Genomic DNA, 20,792 nt, shown 5'->3' with positions numbered 1-20,792 from the left:
ACATGAAACATTAATCCAAGACCGTAACGTGCCGCCCCTGATGTTTCTAACGATGAAGCCATAACCTTCAATCCTCACATTGAAAAGGCCCTCGAGCTAATAAATCCACGGTGCCTGAGTATGCAAACAAACGCACAGTACAGGCATTTGCCGACTCGCCTTGCTGCAAGCTTGCTTCTACCCATGGCAGGTTGCGGCCTGCTGCTTTTTCTCACTGATACTGCTTTTTCAGAAGAACGTCCTCTGCAGTTCAATCCCAACTTCATGCGCCAAACCCCAGGCCAGTCCAGCGACGCCAGCGTGGCCGCCCTGCGCACGCTGGCCAATCAAGCGTCGCTGGCGCCAGGCCGCTACCAGGTTGAAGTCATGGTCAACCTGGCCCCGGCAGGCAAGCACGAAATCGACTTCCGTGCACGCAGCGACGGCAAGGGCCTGGAGCCGTGCCTGAGCGCCAACCTGCTGCGCGAGCTGGGCCTGCGCGAACAGGGCCTGGCCGAGCCCTTGCCCAGCGACGAGCGCTGCGTGGACCTACTCGCGCTGGTACCCGATACCACCTACGACCTGGACCCCGGCCTACTGCAGTTGGCACTGTCCATTCCACAGATCGCCCTGCGCCGAGATGTGGCCGGCAGCGTCGCACCAGAGCGCTGGGACAGCGGCATCAATGCCGCATTCGTCAGCTATCAGGCCTCCGCACAGCATTTCAGCGGCCGCGCCGGCACGTCCAACAGCAGCCAGGACCTGAACCTCAACGGTGGCATCAACCTGGGCGGCTGGCGCCTGCGCAGCAGTCAAAGCTGGCGCGACGACGGCGAAGGGCAGGACTGGGTGCACTTCAACACCTACGCCCAGCATGACCTACCCGGCCAATGGGGCACACTGACCCTGGGTGAAACCTTCAGCAGTGGCGACGTATTTCGCAGCCTGCCCATCAAAGGGGTACAACTGGCCACCGACATGGGTATGCTGCCCGACGTGATGCAAAGCTACGCACCCGTGATCCGTGGCGTGGCCCAGACCCGCGCCAAACTGGAGGTGCTGCAGAACGGCTACCCGATCTACACCACTTACGTTGCCCCTGGCCCATACGAAATCAATGATCTGGGCATTGGTGGCAGCAGCGGTGACCTTGAAATCGTCCTCACCGAGGCCGACGGCCAGGTGCGCCGCTTCATACAGCCTTACTCCACGCTCAGCAACCTGCTGCGTGAAGGGGTGTGGCGCTACAACCTCGTGGCCGGGCGTTATGATGGCGCCGACGGCATCGACAACCCGGCCTTGTGGCAAGCCACCCTGGCCCGCGGCGGCAAGTGGGGCACTACACTGTATGGCGGGCTGCTGGGCAGCGAGTACTACGATGCTGCCAACCTTGGCATCGCTCGCGACTTCGGCCCTCTTGGCGCAGTATCGCTGGATGTGACCCAGGCCCGTACCGACCTGGGCGAACAAGGCGGCCAGGTGCAAGGGCAGAGTTACTCCGTACGCTACGGTAAAGCCTTTCAGACCGGCACTAGCCTGCGCTTCGCCGGCTACCGCTACTCCACTGAGGGTTATCGCGAATTCGACGAAGCCGTGCAGCAGCGCAACGCCTCCAGCCGCTACCAGGGCAACCGTCGCAGCCGCGTGGAGGGCTCGATCTACCAAACGTTCAACAACCGCAACTCACTGAGCCTGACCCTGTCCCAGGACGATTACTGGCACATCAACCGCCAGCGTCGCCAATACCAGTTCCAGTTCAATACCCAATACCGTCGCGTCAGCATCAATCTGTATGCCTCGCAGTCGCTGAGCGATACCAGCGGCAGTGACCGCATCGTTGGCCTGGGGGTCACCATTCCGCTGGGCTGGGGCACCTCAACCACTGCAAGTTTCGATGTACAGGAAAGCAACGGCCACTTCAGCGAACGCGCCACCTTGAACGGCGGCTCGCAGGACAACCGCCTAAGCTACCTGGCATCGCTGGCCAACGACCAACAACAGAACAAGACGGCCTCGGTCTCGGTGGGCTACCAGACACAGAAAGTCAACCTGGGTGCCGGCTATACCGAAGCGGATGATTTCCGTAGCCTCTCGGTCAACGCCAGTGGTGCGGTGCTGGCACACGCGGGCGGCGTCGTGCTGGGGCAATACCTGGGGGAGACCACTGCCTTGGTGCACGTGCCGGACGTGCCCGGTGTTGGCGTCGATAACGTGCCTGGTGGCAGCACCGACAGCAATGGTTACATTCTGGCCCCGCACATGCGCCCCTATCGGGTCAACCAAGTAACCCTGCAAACCGATCAGCTCGGCCCTGATGTGGAAATCGAAAACGGTGCCACCCAGGTCGTACCCCGCCGAGGCGCTGTCGCCCTGGCAACCTTCAAAGCGCGCCAGGTTACCCGCCTGATCCTCACCCTACAGCATAACGACGGCCGCCCACTGCCCTTCGGCGCCCAGGTTAATGACCAGCAAGGCCAGCACCTGGCAGTAGTGGGCCAGGCCGGTCAGGCGCTGGTTGCAACCGGTGCCGAGGCCCAAACCCTGGAAGTGAGCTGGGGCGACCGTGCCGAGCAGCGCTGCCTGCTGAAGATCGACCCGTCAACCATGCCGCAAGAGCAAGGCTACCACTTGCAAACCTTGCGCTGCCCTATCCCATGATTCAGTCCGTGCGACGAAGCCGCATGCTTGCAACAGGAACCGACCATGCCCTCTTTATCACGTTATTTCATCGGCATCGCTGCGGCGGCGACGATAATGGCAATGTCGAACCAGGCCCATGCGCTGGGCTGCGAATGGCCAACGGTCACAGGCCCCATGCAGTTCACCCATACGCTGACTGGTGTAAAGTGGGTGGCACGCGAGGCACCCGTGGGTAGCAAGATCTACTCGACCACCACTACCGGCGTAGTGGGCCCCGGCTTTGGATTGGCATGCGACAACAACGGCACGCTAACCCTCACGGCCAATATGGGTACGCCATTACCTATCGCTCCCGGCACCTTCCCCCCTGTCGACGGTAAAGATGTGACGGGCAAAGTGCTGCAAACCAGCATTCCGGGCGTAGGCTTGTACCTGGAACTGGGCGGTTTCCTCAATGGTTCGGCCACCAACGCGTTCCTTGCCGACGACGGGGGCGTCGGCGCCATTCCTTATGTGGGTGTAAACCAGCAGAACATGCAGCCCTCCTCAATGCTGATGAGGAACCTCACCATCAAATACATGGCCCTGATCAAGACCGGCCCCATTCCAGCTGGCGTCAGCTCGTTCAATCAAGAGGTTGTCAGGGGTGTAGTCAGCGATGTCGGAGATGCCGTAAGGCTTACCCTGGTCGGGCAAGTCCAGCAGGCCCAGTGCACAGTAAAGGCCGACGCAGTCAGTGCAAACCCGGTACAACTTGGCACTCACGACATCGCCGACTTCACAGGCCCGGGCAGCACCACCGCCCCGGTGGACTTCTTTATCGCGCTCAGCGACTGCGAGGATGATCCGGCCGGCAGCGTCGCCCGCGCCTTCATGCGCCTGGACGGCGTAGACGGCTCCGTCTCGATAGACCGCAGCATTGGATTGTTCAGCCTGACCACAGACTCGACCGCCAGCGGCCTCGGCATCCAGGTACTGCGCAGCGACAACACCCCAGTGCAACTGGAAGAGTTCGTGGATATGGTGGCCCTTGCCCCTGGCACGGTGCGCCTTGATCTTCGCGCACGGTATTACCAGACTGAAGCGACGGTTACCCCTGGCGAGGCCAAAGGTGCACTGAGCTTCACCATCGAGTACCGCTAAAGGGCAGGCCATGGTGTGAATTGCCATGGCCGGGCCATTTTCCAGAAAAAAACGCACGTTGGGCAGGATGAACTTGACGCTCTCACACAGCAATTCGATAAACGTTTCGTAGATCGAACCCAATGCTGGACTTATCATCGTCGCCTTCTGGCGATCCACGCGCAGTTGCTCTATTGAGTGAACGACATAGTTCAATGACTGCACAAACTGTTCTCCGAGTTTGGTCAGGGTCGCTAGCCGCTGAGCCCGCCGTAACCGAACATTTAACTCGAAATTCTGCATTTCCCCACCGCATCGCTCGGAATTAGCGGCAGCAACCAGCACGACTGAACACCCCACGCGCCAGACTTATTTCGAACAGGAAAATGCTGTGGGCTGCGCGACAGAGCGATAACCAACTTTCTAAAAACATTTGCTTACACTTCGCGCCTCGACTGGAAGTCCTTCTTCATTGCATGGTTTTCTTTTGGAGACAACTGCCGAATAGCGCCTGTTTGATCAACGCCTACTAACCGGTAATTATCCCTACAAATCTACCCCTCATATAGAAACCATCCCGTTCTCTGAGGATTTGACGTGGGCGATGAATTAGACAAAAAGTCCGTGCTGCTTGTGGACTGCATGTTGCCAAAGGCCCATCAGTACTCGGACTTCCAGCTTCTGGAGTTGATTTACCAGGTACACGGCGATGATCTTGAGCAACGCTCCCCTTCCCCCCCAAACCCGAAGACGCTTGCGACTCGAAGTTTCTCCGAAACTGTCACTCCCCATCGCCGATGTACTCAGTGCTGAGCGCACTGCTTCGATCTTCAGGACATGACGATCCGTGAGTCCGAGAAACGCGCCGTGCAGATACCACAGGCTCAGCGAAATGGCTTGAGTTCGCGCAACTGTACGCTCAACGACAACTTCCTGGTGGGCGGCAGCACCGTGTCACGCAACAGCAAGTTCACCATCGTGATCGCGGGGCTGGACCAACAGCAGTTTCGCGAGTTCGTGCCCAGCGGTGACAACTACCACAGACTGGCCCGACTGGTGGCGTTTCTGCTTCGCGATGTTGGGGCCTATGACCTGGAGTTGCGCATGCGCGCTCCAGCCCTGGCGCCTTGACCAAGACGAAGCAAAGCAGCTGTTTGAACCAAGTCCTGACCTTTTCGGCCACGGTGTAGGCTCGACGCCGCTCGATTCTGGCCAATACATCAAACGAATCGTGCCGCTTGATGGAATAGATCGAAGACTTACCCAACGCCGGCAGCACGTCGTTGTCGAAAACACGCTCGATCTGCTCCAGTGTGCTCTGCCGGCCCTTCTTGAGCACACGACCGCGGAAGTGCCACGACTTGCTCCCCCCCCGCTCACGCCAAGTGAGAGGCCATCGCTATCGCCGAGGGTGTAGTCCTTGCCAGTGGCCTTGGCCTGGCGGACGGTTGCATCTGAGAGTGCCGTGCAAAAGCTCCTGAACATGAAATTCAGGGCTAGATGCACGTGACGCTCGACGCTCCGCTCCAGCAACAAACCGCCACGGTGGGAGTCCGGAGTTCATGGACTAATTTCTGGACTAAAAAAGTCCGAATGCCCATGAATCGGAGTGGCTTTGGCTAGAACGAAAAAAGACGCCGAAGCGTCTGATTTCAACGACTTACAGACCTCCATGGAACTCTGTAAATCTATAATTGGAGCGGGAAACGAGACTCGAACTCGCGACCCCGACCTTGGCAAGGTCGTGCTCTACCAACTGAGCTATTCCCGCAATTTGAAGCTTTACCGCTAATCGGCGTGAAGCGCCTTTACAGCCTTCACCACCACTGCACCGTGCGAACGCCACAGTATTCAAACTGGAGCGGGAAACGAGACTCGAACTCGCGACCCCGACCTTGGCAAGGTCGTGCTCTACCAACTGAGCTATTCCCGCAATGGCGTCCCCTAGGAGACTCGAACCCCTGTTACCGCCGTGAAAGGGCGGTGTCCTAGGCCACTAGACGAAGGGGACACACAACACTTTTCAGTGCACCAGCACCTGAACCTCACGATTCAGACTGGATTTTTATTTCCCGCCCCGCCGTTGGGCGTTGCCGGAGAACTTGGAGCGGGAAACGAGACTCGAACTCGCGACCCCGACCTTGGCAAGGTCGTGCTCTACCAACTGAGCTATTCCCGCAATATGGCGTCCCCTAGGGGACTCGAACCCCTGTTACCGCCGTGAAAGGGCGGTGTCCTAGGCCACTAGACGAAGGGGACACGCTGCTGGCATTACTGCCTGCTTTCACTTCCTGCTGCGTTCTGCTGTGTGCTTTACGCTGCAAGTGGCGCGCATTCTATGGAGGGATGGATAAGCCGTCAACCCTTTTGTAGAAATTTATTTAAATCAATGACTTCCCGCCCTGCCGTCCCAACTCGCCCCTGGGTTATACGAAGCCCGAGCTGAATTTCTGACGTCAGCGCCGCATAAATGTGCCAGCATTCAGCCACTGGGCAAACGGCCGATAATGAACACAGGCTGTCAGGGATTATGCAACCTCGCCCCTACACTCAATGATGCAATCCATTTCATGAGGCATTCACGGTGACACCACTACTGATCACCCTGCTCGTCGTGGCGGGTATCGCACTGCTGATTCTGATTGGCTACCTCAATAACGTGGTCGAGAACGGCAAGCTTGAGCGCGCTCGATTGAAGATCGAACTGGCCGATCGCCTGCGTCGCTGTGGCGAAATCAGTGAAACCTTCCCCGGCCAGTACATGACCCCTGGGCTGAAATTGCTGCTGACCCGGCTGGAACTCAACGTGAACCAGCGCCAGCTTGCCCTGGACAAGCACAATGCCGACATCAAGGCGCGCATCGCTGAAGTAGAAGCGCTGATCGCCAAGGGCGAGCAGATACCGGTCAACAACCCACCCAACCCGATTCTGACCGAAGCCAAGGCCAAGGACGTGCGGTTTCTGCTCGAAGCCTTGCACAACCAGATCACCCGCGCCGCGCAGGAAGGCTTTTTACCTGCTCTGGAAGCCAAGCACTGGCTCAAGGAAATTCGCCACATCCTGGTATTACTGCATATCGAGTTCTTCAACAACCTCGGCCAGCAGGCCTTGCAGAACGAACAGCCCGGCCAGGCCCGCCTGGCCTTCGAACGGGGCGTGCAATACCTGCGCAAGCAGCCCGAACCGAAGGTCTATGAAGAGCAGCTGACGTACCTTGAAAAATTGCTGGCGCGGGTGAACGCCCAAGTGCTGGATCAGCTGGCGCCGACCGAAGACGAAGAAAACGAGCTGACCGAAGGCTTGAAGACCGACGACGAGGAAACCTGGAAGAAGAAGGCGATGTACGACTGAACATCTTGCCCGTACCGGCGGCTCAGGCATGCCGCCGGTACAGGCTCAGCGGCGATCAGCAGTCAGTCAGTTGCAGGAAAATCGCCGCCAGCTGCTCAAGCCCCGCCTGATCGGCTTCACTGAAACGCCCAACCGTAGGGCTGTCCAGATCCAGCACGCCCACCAGCCTGCCCTCCTTGATCAGTGGAATCACCAGCTCGCTGTTGGACGCGCTGTCGCAGGCAATGTGCCCGGCAAAGGCATGCACGTCCTCTACCCGCTGGGTTTGCCGCGTGGCTGCTGCGGTGCCGCATACGCCTTTGCCAAAGGGAATGCGCACGCAGGCCACCTGGCCCTGGAACGGGCCGAGCACCAGCTGTTCATCGCGATTGATGTAGAACCCCGCCCAGTTCAGGTCCTCGATCTGGTGATAGACGAAGGCCGAGAACTGCGCGGCGTTGGCGGTGAAGTCACGTTCGTCGGCGAACAGCGCTTGCACTTGCGCCGCCAGCAGGGCGTAGCCGTCCAGGCCAGCACCACTGGCATTAAGATCGATCATCGGGTTTGCTCCAGCAATTGCAGCCCGACCCAATAGCGGGCGAACTGATAGGCACATCGGCCATTACGATTACCGCGGCCAGTAGCCCAGCGCACGGCGAGTATGTCCAGGGCTTCGTCACGCTGCCAGCGCAGCCCGGCCGGGCGCGCGAGCTGGCCGATCCAGTGCTCGACCACATCGAGGAAGTGCTCCTGGCTGAAGGGATAGAAAGACAGCCACAACCCGAAGCGGTCGGACAAGGCGATCTTGTCTTCCACGGCTTCGTTGGGATGCAACTCGCCATCGACCATCTGCCAGTTTTCGTTGTCGCTCTGTTTCTCCGGCACCAGGTGGCGGCGGTTGGACGTGGCGTACAACAGGACGTTGTCCGGGGCCTGCTCCAGCGAGCCATCGAGTACGCTCTTGAGCACTCGGTAGTCGCCCTCGCCTGCCTCGAACGACAGGTCGTCGCAGAACAGGATGAACCGCTGCGGCAATTTCTGCAGTTGCTCGACCACCCGCGGCAGGTCGGCCAAATGGTCGCGCTCGATTTCGATCAAGCGCAGCCCCGCCTTGGCGTGCTCGGCCAGCAACGCGCGCACCAGCGAAGACTTGCCCGTGCCGCGCGAGCCCCACAGCAACGCGTGATTGGCCGGCAGGCCATTGATGAACTGATGGGTATTGCGGCCAAGCTGGTCACGCTGCTGGTCGACCCCGATCAGGTCGCTCAGGCGGATATCCAGGCTGACCTCCAGCGGCATCAGGTAGCCATTGCGGCCGTCGCGCTGCCAACGGGCAGCCAGGGTCGCGGACCAGTCGATCTCTGGACGCGGTGCCGGCAGCAGCGGTTCGAGACGGGCCAGCACCGTTTCGGCGCGGTCCAGAAAAGCAATCAAGCGGGCGTCCATCAAGACTCCTACACATTCGAATTCGGGTTGGCGGGTGGCCCGTTATCCTTGCACCGTCACATCCAGTCGCAACGGCACGTAGCACCGTGCCATGACGTACAAGGCTATTGAACAATGAAACGGCCAGCCCAGGCTGGTCAGCCTGATCAGGGCTGAATATGTGACAGACCCGCCAGCAGCCGCGATCGATCGGCTATGCTTGCGCAGCGCAAGGAATGTGGAACCGGCTCGGGACTCATGGATATCAAGTTCACCAATCGCCTGTCATACAAGCAAGCCCGGTTGACAGTCCTGGTTGGCTTCATCCTGGGAACATTGCTCAGTCTTGTCCAGATCGGCATCGATTATGCCAGCGAAGACGCCTCGATCAACCGTGAAGTGCGTGCGCTGCTGCAAATCAGCCATAACCCGGCCTCGCGCATTGCCTACAACATCGACTCGGAACTGGCACTGGAGTTGACCCGGGGGCTTCTGGAGTCGCCTGCCATCGTGCGTGCACGCTTGATCGACAACAACGAGACGGTGCTGGCCGACGTGGAGCGACCGCGACTCGAGGACCGCTACAGGCCGATCAGCGACTTTCTCTTCGGCGATCATCGCCAACTGCGCGACCCCCTGTTTCTCACCCACATGCCCGACGAGTACCTGGGCACGCTGTACCTGGACGTGGACACCTACCCCTTCGGCCGGCGTTTTCTCGACCGCGCCGGCCTCACCCTGCTCAACGGCTTTGCCCGCAGCCTGGTGCTGACAGGCCTGTTGCTGGCACTGTTCTACATGATGCTGACCAAGCCGTTGGTCACGGTGATCGGTGCGCTGAGCGGCGGCGATGCGCGCAAGCCCATGCAGGGACGACTGCAATGCCCGCCCGGTCATGAGCACGATGAAATCGGTGTGCTGGTGAAGGTGGCCAACCAGCAGTTCGTCAGCATGTCCACCGAGATCGAGCAACGCCGTACGGCCGAGAATCGGCTCACCCAGTACCTCAACGAGCTGGAGAATATCGTTGCGGCCCGCACCGACGAACTCAAAGCGAGCAACGACAACCTCAGCCTGACCAACCAGGAGCTTGAACAGGCCCGGCGGCGGGCGCTGGACATGGCCCATGCACGGGCGGCGTTCCTGGCCAACATGAGCCACGAAATTCGCACGCCTCTGAACGGGATGCTCGGCATGATCGCCCTGGCGCTGGACAACCCACTGCCGGGCGAGCAGCGCCAGCAGCTGGCCATTGCCCATGATTCCGGCAAAGTCCTGGTCGAATTGCTCAACGATATCCTCGATCTGTCGAAATTCGATGCAGGCCAGCTTGAGCTCGAACACATCCCCTTCGACATGGCGACCTTGGTCGAGGACACCGCCAGCCTGCTGTCGCAGAACGTGGCCCAAGGGGTCGAACTGACCTGCCTGATTGCCCATGACTTCCCGGCAAGCGTGTTGGGCGACCCCACGCGGGTGCGCCAGATCGTCGGCAACCTGTTGTCCAATGCCTTGAAATTCACGCGCTTCGGGCGGGTGGACGTAAGGCTTGAGCCAATGATCGGCGGCGTGCGCCTGGAAGTCCGGGATACCGGCATCGGCATCCCTGAAGATGCGCAAGCGCGTATCTTCCAGCCCTTCACCCAGGCCGGCGCAGGCATCACGCGCCAGTACGGCGGTACCGGCCTGGGCCTGGCCCTGACCCGTAACCTGTGCAAGGCCATGCACGGGCATCTGCATATCCGGTCCCAGCCCGGTTTTGGCAGCCGCTTCACCGCAGAGCTGCCCCTCAACGCCTACGCCAAGGCTGATGCGCCCGAGCCTTTGCACGCCAGCGTGGCTGCACTGACCGCAGCGGGCAGTGGCCTGCATGAGCTGATGCTTGGCCTGCTACCGGCCTTGGGCCTGGCGTATGCACGTCACGACGGCATTGAGACCGTGGCTGGCACAACCGACCTGCTGATCCTTGACGATGTGCAAGCGCTGGCCGAAGTGCGCAGGGTTTCGCAAATACCCATTCTGCTCGTCACTGCCTACGGCAATTTCCTGCCCAGCGAGCAGGCGTTGGCCATGGCTCCTCTGCATCAGCTCGCACGCCCGCTGACCCGGGGGGCGCTGTACCAGACGCTGCATCGGGTATTGCAAGGACACGATGCCGAGCATCCATTGGCAACCCCGCCCACCGCTACAGCCAAAGGCCGGGCACGCATCCTTCTGGTGGAGGACAACCCCGTCAATCAACTGGTGGCCAAGGGCATGCTGGCAAAGCTGGGGTGTCAGGTCGAATTGGCCACGCAAGGTGTCGAAGCCCTGGCGCGGCTCGAGGAGCAGGCCTTCGACCTGGTGCTGATGGACTGCAACATGCCGGTGATGGATGGCTACGAGGCCACCCGTCGAATCCGTGAGCGCGGCCGTTGGCCAGGGCTGCCGGTTGTCGCACTCACCGCCAATGCAATGCCCGAGGAGCGCGAGCGATGCCGGGCGGCCGGCATGGACGATTACCTGGCCAAGCCGTTCCGGCGCGAGGATCTGCTGGCCGTGGTCGATCGCTGGGTGCCGGTCAGCGGCTGAGCAGGCGCTCGATGTCCGCCTCCAATGCCTGCGGCTTGGTGGTCGGCGCATAACGCACCACCTGGCCGCTGACTGGGTCGAGCAGGAACTTGGTGAAATTCCACTTGATCTTCTGGCTACCCAGAATGCCGGGCGCCCGCTGTTTGAGCTCGGCGAACAAGGGATGGGTACCTGGGCCGTTGACCTCCACCTTGCGAAACAGCGCAAAGCTCACGCCGAAATTGCGCTGGCAGAACTGCGCGATATCACGCGCCTCACCCGGCTCCTGCTTGCCGAACTGGTTGCAGGGAAAGCCCAGCACCATCAGCCCCCGATCACGGTACCTCTGCCACAGCTGTTCCAACCCGGCGTATTGCGGCGTGAAACCGCACTGGCTGGCGGTGTTGACCACCAGCACGGCCTTGCCTGGGAAGTCGCCCAGCTTCTTGTGCTCGCCTGTAATGGTGACACAGGGAATATCCAGCAGCGATGCGGCCATGTTCGAGCTCCGGTCAGTCACGGGGGCGCAAGTCGATGCACACCGAGTTGATGCAGTAGCGCAGCCCGGTCGGTGGCGGCCCGTCGGGAAACACGTGGCCCAGGTGAGCATCGCAGCGGGCACAGGTCACCTCCGTACGGATCATGCCGTGGGACGTGTCGCGGATCTCGATCATCGCGCTGTCCTCGATGGGGGCGTAGAAGCTTGGCCAACCACAGCCCGAATCGAACTTGGTCTGGGCATCGAACAGCGCCAGCCCGCAGCAGATGCAGTGATAGATACCGTCGCGGCGCTCGCTGTTGTACTTGCCGCTGAACGGGCGTTCAGTGCCTTTGAGACGGCACACCTGGTACTGCTCGGGGTCGAGCATCGACCGCCACTGTTCCAGGGTTTTCTCGATCTTTTGCATGGGGCTACCTCGGCAGGCTCAATTTCACCCTGCGCCGTCTTTTCCGGGGCGCGGGTGGCACGTATATTAGTTGGCTTCGTGTGCAAGGCGTTCAGTCTCGCACCCGCTTTGTGCCCTTACAAACCTTTCGGCCGGGCATAGCGCGTTTTCTCAATCGGGATTCCATCATGCAGTTCAGCAAATCGAACAAGCTCGCCAATGTGTGCTACGACATTCGCGGCCCTGTGCTCAAGCACGCCAAGCGCCTGGAAGAGGAAGGCCACCGCATCCTCAAGCTGAACATCGGCAACCCGGCGCCGTTCGGTTTCGAGGCGCCCGATGAAATTCTGCAGGACGTGATCCGCAACCTGCCTACCGCGCAGGGCTACAGCGATTCCAAAGGCCTGTTCAGCGCACGCAAGGCGGTGATGCAGTACTGCCAGCAAAAGGGCATCGAAGGCGTCGGCATCGAAGACATCTACCTGGGCAACGGCGTGTCCGAGTTGATCGTCATGTCGATGCAGGCCCTGCTGAACAACGGTGACGAGGTGCTCATCCCCGCCCCCGACTACCCCCTGTGGACGGCAGCCGTAAGCCTGGCCGGTGGTAAACCGGTGCACTACCTGTGCGACGAGCAAGCCGACTGGTTCCCGGACCTGGAGGACATCAAGGCCAAGATCACCCCCAACACCAAGGCACTGGTCATCATCAACCCCAACAACCCAACGGGCGCGGTCTACTCCAAGGAGCTGTTGCGGGGCATGCTGGAACTGGCTCGCCAGCACAACCTGGTGGTGTTCTCAGACGAAATCTACGACAAGATTCTTTATGACGAGGCGGTGCATATCAGCACGGCCTCCCTGGCACCGGACCTGCTGTGCCTGACCTTCAACGGCCTGTCCAAGTCCTACCGCGTGGCAGGCTTTCGCTCCGGCTGGCTGATCATTTCCGGGCCCAAGCACCATGCCCTGAGCTACATCGAAGGCATCGACATGCTGGCCAACATGCGCTTGTGCGCCAACGTACCGGCCCAGCACGCCATTCAGACAGCACTGGGTGGCTACCAGAGCATCAACGACCTGGTGCTGCCGCCAGGGCGCTTGCTGGAGCAGCGCAACCGCACCTATGAACTGCTTAACGACATCCCTGGCGTGAGCTGCGTCAAGCCCATGGGCGCGCTGTATGCGTTCCCGAGGATCGACCCGAAGGTCTGCCCGATCCTCAACGACGAGAAATTTGCCTTGGACCTGCTGCTGTCCGAGAAGCTGCTCATCGTCCAGGGCACTGCGTTCAATTGGCCTTGGCCGGACCATTTCCGTGTGGTGACACTGCCCCGCGTAGATGACCTGGAAGCAGCCATCGGACGAATCGGCAATTTCCTCAGGACCTATTCGCAGTAAGCACACGCGTCGCGGGCGCTCACAGTTGGCTGAAATCGTGGTTGAAGCTGTGAGCGCTGGCGAGCCCGCCATAGGAAAAAGAGCAGCCTTGCGCGCGCCGTAGCATGTTTCTTACATCCTGCAATGCTCTATCCCACAGCCGGCTTCCCCTCCTCTGCCATACTGCGGCTTACACAGTTTGAAATAGTCCGTCGATTGAATCCCGGCGGCAGGCCCCTTATATACCCCGCAGTAAGCGACAATTCATCCGTCAGGAGAACGTAACAACCATGATGCGCATTCTGTTGTTTGTGGCCACCAACCTTGCGGTGGTGCTGGTTGCAAGCATTACCCTGAGCCTGTTCGGTTTCAACGGGTTCATGGCGGCCAACGGGGTCGACCTCGACCTTGGCAGCCTGCTCGTGTTCTGTGCGGTGTTCGGTTTCGCCGGCTCGCTGGTTTCGCTGTTCATCTCCAAGTGGATGGCGAAGATGAGCACCGGCACCCAGATCATCAGCCAGCCGCGTACCCGTCATGAGCAGTGGCTGCTGCAAACGGTCGAGGAGTTGTCCCGCGAGGCTGGCATCAAGATGCCGGAAGTGGGTATTTTCCCGGCCTATGAAGCCAACGCCTTCGCCACCGGCTGGAACCGTAACGATGCGCTGGTAGCGGTCTCTCAGGGCCTGCTGGAGCGTTTCTCGCCCGATGAAGTGCGCGCGGTGCTGGCGCACGAGATCGGCCACGTTGCCAACGGCGACATGGTCACCCTGGCGCTGGTCCAGGGCGTGGTGAACACCTTCGTGATGTTCTTCGCCCGGATCATCGGCAACTTTGTCGACAAGGTCATCTTCAAGAACGAGGAAGGCCAGGGTATCGCCTACTACGTCGCGACCATCGTGGCCGAACTGATTCTGGGCATTCTGGCCAGCATCATCGTCATGTGGTTCTCGCGCCGCCGCGAGTATCGCGCAGACGAAGCCGGCGCTCGCCTGGCTGGCACATCGGCCATGATCGGCGCCCTGCAGCGCCTGCGTGTGGAGCAGGGCCTGCCGGTCCACATGCCCGATACGCTCAAGGCCTTTGGCATTAATGGCGGCCTCAAGCAGGGCCTGGCCGGCCTGCTGATGAGCCACCCGCCGCTGGAAGACCGCATCGACGCCCTGCGCCGCCGCGGTTGATCCGCCCCACCCTGCAAAAGGCGACCTCGGTCGCCTTTTTTGTGAGTGCTCGATAACGCGGCAAGGCTGGGTGACGGTTTCAACGGCTGACCCGATAGACCCTCTCCCACAAGCTCGAGGCTCCCGCCTGCACGAACTTCGGGCTCTGCTCGATCACCTGCACCGCCTCGAGCTCATCCACTTGCCAGCCGGCGAACCCTTGCCGCAACGCGTCGTCGCTCACCGAAAACGGCGGCCCGGCCACCAGCGCCTGGTCATAGTCCAAGGTCACCACCAACCCCTGGCTGCCGGCAGGCAACAGAACCGCTAGCGCTCGGACATACTGCTCCCGCATTGCCGAGGGCAAGGCGATCAAGGCCGCTCGGTCGTAGAGCGCAGTACAGTCACCCACGTCGCTGCGCGACAACGCAAAAAAGTCGCCGCACCACAGCTCTATCGGCCCATGGCGCCAGACTTCGAATGCACCTGTGTGTGAAACCTGTGCCTCAAGCCCCTGTTCACGGAAGAAATCTTCCACTGCCCGACGAGACAACTCGACCCCCATCACGCGGTGCCCCTGCCCGGCCAGCCACCGTACGTCCAAACTCTTGCCACACAAGGGCACTAGGACCTTGCTGTTGGCTGCCAGATGCAAGCCAGGCCAATAGGCCTGCAGGTAGGGGTTAACCTGGGCTTGATGAAAGCCAATCTGATTGTCGGCCCACCGCTGCTGCCAGAATGCAGGTTCCATGTTTGCTCCCGATTATTCGATGGTTCATAGCCATAACTTGATTTGGATTCGATCAAGGCTTGGCCGAAGATGCGTGCATCTTAACCCTCAGGACCCTGCCATGCTGCCCAGCTTGTTCATCTCCCACGGCTCACCCATGTTGGCATTGCAACCCGGCGCTAGCGGGCCTGCACTGGCGCGCTTGGCCCAACAGCTGCCTACGCCACGTGCGATTGTCGTGGTATCGGCCCACTGGGAAAGCCGCGATCTGGCGGTAACGAGCGGCGCAAGGCCGGACACCTGGCATGACTTTGCTGGCTTTCCTGCAGCGCTGTACGCCGTGCAGTACCCAGCACCGGGCGATCCGGACCTGGCGCGACGTATCTGTGAGCGTTTGCAGGCGGCCGGGCTACCCGCTCACCCAGACGCCGAGCGGCCATTCGATCATGGCGCCTGGGTACCGTTATCGCTGATGTATCCGCAGGCACAGATCCCGCTGGTGCAGGTGTCCTTGCCCAGCCATTTGGGCCCCACGGTGCAGGTACGCATTGGCCAGGCCCTGGCCGGGCTGCGCGAAGAGGGTGTCCTGCTGATTGGCTCTGGCAGCATCACGCATAATCTTGGAGAACTGGACTGGCAGGCTGGACCAGACAAGATGGCACCGTGGGCGCTGGCCTTCAGGAACTGGATGGTAGAGAAGTTGCAGATCGACGACTCCCAGGCCCTGCTCGACTACAGGGCGCAGGCGCCGTTTGCAGTGCGCAACCATCCAAGCGATGAGCATCTGCTGCCGCTGTTCTTCGCCCTAGGCGCGGGCGGGGCTTTTGGTGTGGTGCACCAAGGCTTTGCCTTGGGTGCGCTGGGGATGGATATCTACCGATTCGATTAGGCAGCGCCTGATTGCTTGCAAAAAAAATCCCCGACCTAGGCCGGGGATTTTTCACTGCTTGGGGATCAATCTTCGCGGTAGCGACGCAGCTTGAGCTGCTTGCCAGCGACGCGAGTGTCCTTGAGCTTGGTCAACAGCTTCTCGAGGCCATCCTCCGGCAGCTCGACCAGGCTGAAGCTATCACGCACCTGGATGCGACCAATGGCATCACGCGCCAGGCCACCTTCGTTGAGGATGGCGCCCAGCAGGTTCTTGGCGGCGATACCGTCACGTGCGCCCAGGGCGGTACGGCAGCGTACGCGGCCTTCTGCCAGCGGCAGTGGCGCACGACGCTCGCGCTCGCCACGGTCCGGGCGCTCGCCACGTTCGGTGCGCTCGCCACGCGGTGCGAAGCTTGGCACCAGCGGCTGTTCGCGTTCTACCGCTGCCAGGTCCAGGGCTTGGCCATTGGTGGCCTTGCGCAGCAGGGCAGAAGCCAGCGCGCGAGCGCTGCAGCCCAGGTCGGCGGTCAGGCGGTCGAACAGCTCACCGTGGGTGGCTTCGGCTTCGGCAACCAGCGGCGCCAGGCTGTTGGTCAGCTTCTTGATACGGGCATCAAGCACCGCCTGGCCGTTGGGCAGGCGCGCTTCGGCAACTTTCTGACCAGTCACGCGCTCGATCACCTGCAGCATGCGGCGCTCACGGGGCGTCACCAGCAGCAGTGCGCGACCTTCGCGACCCGCACGGCCGGTACGGCCAATACGGTGAACGTAGGACTCTGGGTCGTACGGCATGTCGACGTTGAACACGTGGGTAATGCGCGGCACGTCCAGGCCACGGGCAGCGACGTCGGTGGCGACGACGATGTCCAGGCGGCCATCCTTGAGCGAGTCGATCACACGCTCACGCTGGTTCTGGGCGATGTCGCCGTTCAGCGCAGCAGCCTTGTAACCCTTGGCTTCCAATGCGGCAGCCAGGTCCAGGGTAGCCTGCTTGGTGCGCACGAAGGCGATCAGCGCGTCGAACTCTTCGACTTCCAGCAGACGCAGCACGGCCGGGATCTTCTGGTCGGCATGTACCATCAGGTGAGCCTGATCGATCGCGGTGACGGTCTGGGTCTTGCTCTGGATCTTGACGTGCTTGGGCTCACGCAGGTGACGTTCGGCGATCGAGCGGATCGACGACGGCAGGGTCGCGGAGAACAGTACGGTCTGACGCGTAGCCGGGATGGCATCGAAGATCACTTCGAGGTCGTCCATGAAGCCCAGCTTGAGCATCTCGTCGGCTTCGTCCAGTACCAGGTACTGCACGGTCGACAGGACCTTCTCGTCACGACGCAAGTGGTCGCACAGACGGCCTGGGGTGGCGACGACGATTTGCGCGCCGTTGCGGATGGCGCGCAACTGCGGGCCCATCGGGGCACCACCGTAGACGGCCACGACGTTCACGCCCGGCATCTGCTTGGCGTAGGTTTCGAAAGCGGTTGCAACTTGCAGCGCCAACTCACGGGTTGGTGCCAGGATCAGGGCTTGCGGCTCGCGCTTGCTCACATCGATCTTGTTGAGGATCGGCAGAGCGAAGGCAGCGGTCTTGCCGGTGCCTGTCTGCGCCTGGCCGATCATGTCGTGACCGGCGAGGATGATCGGGATCGATTGCTGCTGAATGGCCGACGGCTCTTCATAGCCGGTGGCCACGACAGCGGCAACAATGTTCGGATTGAGATCGAGAGCGGCGAAGCCGGCGATTTCCTGGGTCATGGGTCTGCCTCTAGAGTGCATCCGCAAAGACCCATGCTCCAAAGCTGCACAAGCCATGAAAGACCGACAGGTCACCCAGGCAGCTTTGGCGGCGGGGATTTGCGAAAACGATTGAAAAAGATACTTGGGAAGGTCCGCCTAGCGGACGTGCAGCCGAAGCTGGACTCGGAGGATTTGCACCGCCTGATTTTTGAGGCCCGCTAAAAGACCGGCGCGTACTATACCTGAAATCGAACGGGACGGGAGGAATTTTTTCAGACCGCGGGGTGTGGGAGGGATGTCGGCTAGGGGTGGCTGAAACGATACATCTTTTGCACCTCAATGGGCGTTGTTTGGATTGTCGCCAAGCTACTGAAATGCTACGGGTTTGCTTCTCGGAGCCTCTGCATGACTGCGCAGCGGCCCCTGCAAGCTCATCCCACACGCCCGGCTCAACTGGCCGGGCGAATTTCCTTGATCAACCCTTCAAGGCTATACCCCAGGCGTGGTGCCAGCGCCTCGGCCCGTGCCCGCAGCCCCGCCATGTCCAGGGTCTGCTCCAGATCGGCTGGCACCAGCACGATCACGTTGCCCTCCTTGACCGGCAACTCCCAGTAATGGCGGTGGTACAACCCGCGCAGCAATGCCGCCCCAAGCGGCTTGCCCTCGTCGGTGGCCCACTGATTGATCACCAGCCAGCCGTCGGGGTTGAGGCGTTGCTGGCAGCCCTCCAGAAACTTCCAAGCCAGATGCCCCACGCCAGGGCCATGGTCGGTATAAAGGTCGACGAACAGCAAGTCGGTCTTTTCCGTGGTTGGCAGCAGTTCGACAGCATCGCCAATGCGCACGTACAGCCGTGGGTCATCGTCCAGGCCAAGGTGCTCCATGGCCAGACGTGGCACATCCGGGCGCAGCTCGATGGCCTCGATGTCTTCGAGGGGCAGAAACTTCATGCACGCCTGGGTCAGGGTTCCGGCGCCCAGCCCCAGGAACAGCGCACTTTCCGGCTGCCCATGGCAGAGCGCCCCTACCAGCATGGCGCGGGTATAGTCGTACTCCAGCCAGCTGGGGTCCGCCGTGAACACGCAGCTCTGCTCGATGGCGTCGCCGAATTCGAGGAAACGGTAATCATCCACCTCGTACACGCTGATGACGCCAAAGGCATCCTCCACGCGTGCCAGCAACCGTTCCTGCCGTTGCGCCACCATGTGCCAATCACCCCGCAAAAGCTGCATTGTCCGTCAACACCGGTGCTAGCAACAAGCACGGTGCCAGCTGTTACCATGGCTGCCAGCCTGCAACCTACATGACCGAGCCTGAAATGACCCAAACGTGGAGCCCTGACAGCTGGCGTGCCCTGCCGATCCAGCAACAACCCGTCTACCCTGACACTGCGCACCTGCACAAGGTCGAGCAAACCCTGGCCAGTTACCCGCCGTTGGTGTTCGCTGGCGAAGCCCGCGAGTTGCGACGCCAGTTCGCCGAGGTGACCGAAGGCCGGGCGTTTCTCCTGCAAGGTGGCGACTGTGCCGAGAGCTTCGCGGAATTTTCCGCAGCCAAGATTCGCGACACCTTCAAGGTGCTGCTGCAAATGGCCATCGTCATGACCTTTGCCGCCGGTTGCCCCGTGGTCAAGGTAGGGCGCATGGCCGGGCAATTCGCCAAGCCTCGCTCGGCCGGTGACGAAACCCTAGGCGGCGTTACACTGCCCGCCTACCGCGGCGACATCGTCAATGGTATCGGCTTCGATGCCAAGAGCCGCATCCCCGACCCAGAGCGCTTGCTGCAGGCCTACCACCAGTCCACGGCCAGCCTGAACCTGTTGCGCGCCTTTGCCCAAGGCGGCTTTGCCGACCTGCACCAGGTGCACAAGTGGAACCTGGACTTCATCGCCAATTCGGCGCTGGCCGACAAATACCACCAGTTGGCCAACCGCATCGACGAAACCCTGGCGTTCATGCGCGCCTGTGGCCTGGACAGCGCCCCCCAGCTGCGTGAGACCAGCTTCTTCACGGCCCACGAAGCCCTGCTGCTGAACTACGAACAGGCCTTCGTGCGCCAGGACAGCCTGACCGGCGACTACTACGACTGCTCCGCGCACATGCTCTGGATCGGCGATCGCACCCGCCAGCTCGATGGCGCACACGTGGAGTTCTTGCGTGGGGTGCACAACCCGATTGGGGTCAAGGTGGGCCCGAGCATGGACCCAGAGGCGCTCATCCGCCTGATCGACATCCTCAACCCCGGCAACGACCCAGGGCGCCTGAACCTGATCGTGCGCATGGGCGCGGGCAAGGTCGGGGACCATTTGCCGGGGCTGATCCGCACCGTCGAGCGAGAGGGTCGCAAGGTGCTGTGGAGTTCGGACCCGATGCACGGCAATACCATCAAGGCCAGCAGCGGCTACAAGACTCGCGACTTCGCCCAGATCCTGGACGAGGTTAAGCAGTTCTTCCAGGTGCACCAAGCCGAAGGCAGCCATGCGGGCGGTATTCATATCGAGATGACCGGGCAGAACGTCACCGAATGCATCGGTGGGGCTCGCCCGATCACCGAGGATGCCCTGTCGGATCGCTACCATACCCACTGCGACCCGCGAATGAACGCCGACCAGTCGCTGGAATTGGCGTTCCTGATCGCTGAAACATTGAAACAGGTGCGGCGCTAAACGACAGCCCCGAAACGCCAGGCAAGGACACCGCTGGGCTCACTTGCACAGCGGGTCGTCCCAGAAGTGCCGCTCAATTTCCTGATGAGTATCGGCCCTGCTCAAACCCAGGTCGTGAAGCATGGCATCGCTCAGGCTGGCAAGCTGCTGACGCTGGCGGTGCAGCTCCAACCACCGGGCCACTCGCCCCCAGGTCGCCCGCCACAGCGGCCTGAACGAAATGGCCGAAGCCTCTGCGTTGCTGATCGTACCTTTCATCGTGAAGCCCTCCGTTATCGATGGCTTCAGTCTCACGCGCCGATTAAGATCAATCCAACGAA

Annotated in this window: 16 protein-coding genes, 5 tRNA genes and 2 pseudogenes; 9 read left to right on the top strand and 14 right to left on the bottom strand. The window is 61.1% G+C overall.

Annotated features, from left to right (window positions below):
* The first annotated feature begins 183 nt into the window (after positions 1-183).
* From FS777_RS09200 to FS777_RS21675, 3 genes are all read left to right on the top strand, one after another.
* Complete coding sequence (locus tag FS777_RS09200; RefSeq protein WP_145255201.1) at positions 184-2,637, top strand: fimbria/pilus outer membrane usher protein; 2,454 nt, start codon at positions 184-186, stop codon at positions 2,635-2,637.
* A gap of 45 nt (positions 2,638-2,682) precedes the next feature.
* Positions 2,683-3,762, top strand: a complete 1,080-nt coding sequence (locus tag FS777_RS09195) for a fimbrial protein (RefSeq protein WP_058637723.1) — start codon at positions 2,683-2,685, stop codon at positions 3,760-3,762.
* An 816-nt stretch (positions 3,763-4,578) separates the two neighbouring features.
* A complete protein-coding gene (locus FS777_RS21675) occupies positions 4,579-4,872 on the top strand; it encodes a type VI secretion system baseplate subunit TssG (protein ID WP_058637725.1) in 294 nt (97 codons plus the stop codon).
* On the opposite strand, the pseudogene FS777_RS21670 reads toward FS777_RS21675, so the two are convergent.
* The 6 genes and pseudogenes from FS777_RS21670 to FS777_RS09160 all read right to left on the bottom strand — a co-directional run.
* Positions 4,799-5,226: pseudogene (locus FS777_RS21670) on the bottom strand (hypothetical protein); the annotation flags it as partial. The gene FS777_RS21675 and the pseudogene FS777_RS21670 sit on opposite strands and share 74 nt — an antisense overlap.
* A gap of 210 nt (positions 5,227-5,436) precedes the next feature.
* Positions 5,437-5,512, bottom strand: a tRNA-Gly gene (locus FS777_RS09180).
* A gap of 86 nt (positions 5,513-5,598) precedes the next feature.
* Positions 5,599-5,674 (bottom strand) — tRNA-Gly (locus FS777_RS09175).
* Between the two features lie 2 nt (positions 5,675-5,676).
* A tRNA-Glu gene (locus FS777_RS09170) sits at positions 5,677-5,752 on the bottom strand.
* 92 nt (positions 5,753-5,844) lie between these two features.
* A tRNA-Gly gene (locus FS777_RS09165) sits at positions 5,845-5,920 on the bottom strand.
* A 4-nt stretch (positions 5,921-5,924) separates the two neighbouring features.
* Positions 5,925-6,000 (bottom strand) — tRNA-Glu (locus FS777_RS09160).
* Between the two features lie 325 nt (positions 6,001-6,325).
* On the opposite strand from FS777_RS09160, the gene FS777_RS09155 reads away from it, so the two are divergent.
* Positions 6,326-7,093 (top strand): hypothetical protein, encoded by a 768-nt coding sequence (locus FS777_RS09155; protein WP_023535381.1) that lies wholly within the window; start codon positions 6,326-6,328, stop codon positions 7,091-7,093.
* 55 nt (positions 7,094-7,148) lie between these two features.
* Here FS777_RS09155 and FS777_RS09150 read toward each other — a convergent pair whose 3' ends face one another.
* Both FS777_RS09150 and FS777_RS09145 read right to left on the bottom strand, forming a co-directional pair.
* The gene (locus tag FS777_RS09150) at positions 7,149-7,631 is read right to left on the bottom strand and encodes a GAF domain-containing protein (RefSeq protein ID WP_058605774.1); all 483 of its coding nucleotides are present in this window, start codon (positions 7,629-7,631) and stop codon (positions 7,149-7,151) included.
* Entirely contained in the window at positions 7,628-8,518 is an 891-nt protein-coding gene (locus FS777_RS09145; RefSeq protein ID WP_078478198.1) for an ATP-binding protein, read from the bottom strand. The genes FS777_RS09150 and FS777_RS09145 overlap by 4 nt, the downstream gene beginning before the upstream one ends.
* Before the next feature lie 195 nt (positions 8,519-8,713).
* Between FS777_RS09145 and FS777_RS09140 the strand changes: the two genes are divergently transcribed.
* Positions 8,714-11,068: a response regulator gene (locus tag FS777_RS09140; RefSeq protein WP_058639820.1), complete on the top strand. Its 2,355-nt coding sequence runs from the start codon at positions 8,714-8,716 to the stop codon at positions 11,066-11,068.
* On the opposite strand, the gene FS777_RS09135 is transcribed toward FS777_RS09140, so the two are convergent.
* On the bottom strand, positions 11,058-11,546 hold the full coding sequence (locus tag FS777_RS09135; protein WP_058605777.1) for a glutathione peroxidase: 489 nt from the start codon (positions 11,544-11,546) through the stop codon (positions 11,058-11,060). The genes FS777_RS09140 and FS777_RS09135 overlap by 11 nt on opposite strands.
* Before the next feature lie 13 nt (positions 11,547-11,559).
* The gene (msrB, locus tag FS777_RS09130) at positions 11,560-11,955 is read right to left on the bottom strand and encodes a peptide-methionine (R)-S-oxide reductase MsrB (RefSeq protein ID WP_025338187.1); all 396 of its coding nucleotides are present in this window, start codon (positions 11,953-11,955) and stop codon (positions 11,560-11,562) included.
* Positions 11,956-12,122: 167 nt separating this feature from the next.
* Here msrB and FS777_RS09125 point away from each other — a divergent pair, with 167 nt between their 5' ends.
* The gene (locus FS777_RS09125) at positions 12,123-13,334 is read left to right on the top strand and encodes a pyridoxal phosphate-dependent aminotransferase (protein ID WP_078478195.1); all 1,212 of its coding nucleotides are present in this window, start codon (positions 12,123-12,125) and stop codon (positions 13,332-13,334) included.
* A 269-nt stretch (positions 13,335-13,603) separates the two neighbouring features.
* Positions 13,604-14,491 (top strand): protease HtpX, encoded by an 888-nt coding sequence (gene htpX, locus FS777_RS09120; protein WP_023535364.1) that lies wholly within the window; start codon positions 13,604-13,606, stop codon positions 14,489-14,491.
* A 79-nt stretch (positions 14,492-14,570) separates the two neighbouring features.
* On the opposite strand, the gene FS777_RS09115 is transcribed toward htpX, so the two are convergent.
* Positions 14,571-15,221: a thiopurine S-methyltransferase gene (locus FS777_RS09115; protein WP_078478194.1), complete on the bottom strand. Its 651-nt coding sequence runs from the start codon at positions 15,219-15,221 to the stop codon at positions 14,571-14,573.
* 100 nt (positions 15,222-15,321) lie between these two features.
* Between FS777_RS09115 and FS777_RS09110 the strand changes: the two genes are divergently transcribed.
* Positions 15,322-16,089, top strand: coding sequence for a class III extradiol ring-cleavage dioxygenase (locus FS777_RS09110; RefSeq protein ID WP_145255125.1), 768 nt, complete (start codon positions 15,322-15,324; stop codon positions 16,087-16,089).
* 65 nt (positions 16,090-16,154) lie between these two features.
* Here FS777_RS09110 and FS777_RS09105 read toward each other — a convergent pair.
* Positions 16,155-17,860, bottom strand: a pseudogene (locus FS777_RS09105) (DEAD/DEAH box helicase).
* Positions 17,861-18,256: 396 nt separating this feature from the next.
* Positions 18,257-19,012 (bottom strand): spermidine synthase, encoded by a 756-nt coding sequence (locus FS777_RS09095; protein ID WP_145255198.1) that lies wholly within the window; start codon positions 19,010-19,012, stop codon positions 18,257-18,259.
* A 113-nt stretch (positions 19,013-19,125) separates the two neighbouring features.
* Between FS777_RS09095 and FS777_RS09090 the strand changes: the two genes are divergently transcribed.
* Positions 19,126-20,472, top strand: a complete 1,347-nt coding sequence (locus FS777_RS09090) for a class II 3-deoxy-7-phosphoheptulonate synthase (protein ID WP_058639832.1) — start codon at positions 19,126-19,128, stop codon at positions 20,470-20,472.
* Between the two features lie 39 nt (positions 20,473-20,511).
* Here the strand turns inward: FS777_RS09090 and FS777_RS09085 are convergent, their stop codons facing one another.
* Positions 20,512-20,730, bottom strand: coding sequence for a DUF1127 domain-containing protein (locus tag FS777_RS09085; RefSeq protein ID WP_058639825.1), 219 nt, complete (start codon positions 20,728-20,730; stop codon positions 20,512-20,514).
* Positions 20,731-20,792 lie beyond the last annotated feature (62 nt).

Origin of the sequence: Pseudomonas sp. DE0157 (assembly GCF_007678615.1) — a bacterium.
Classification (GTDB): Bacteria; Pseudomonadota; Gammaproteobacteria; order Pseudomonadales; family Pseudomonadaceae; genus Aquipseudomonas; species Aquipseudomonas parafulva_B.
The sequence above is the reverse complement of the archived record's forward strand: the minus strand, read 5'-3'. Positions and strand labels throughout refer to the sequence as shown.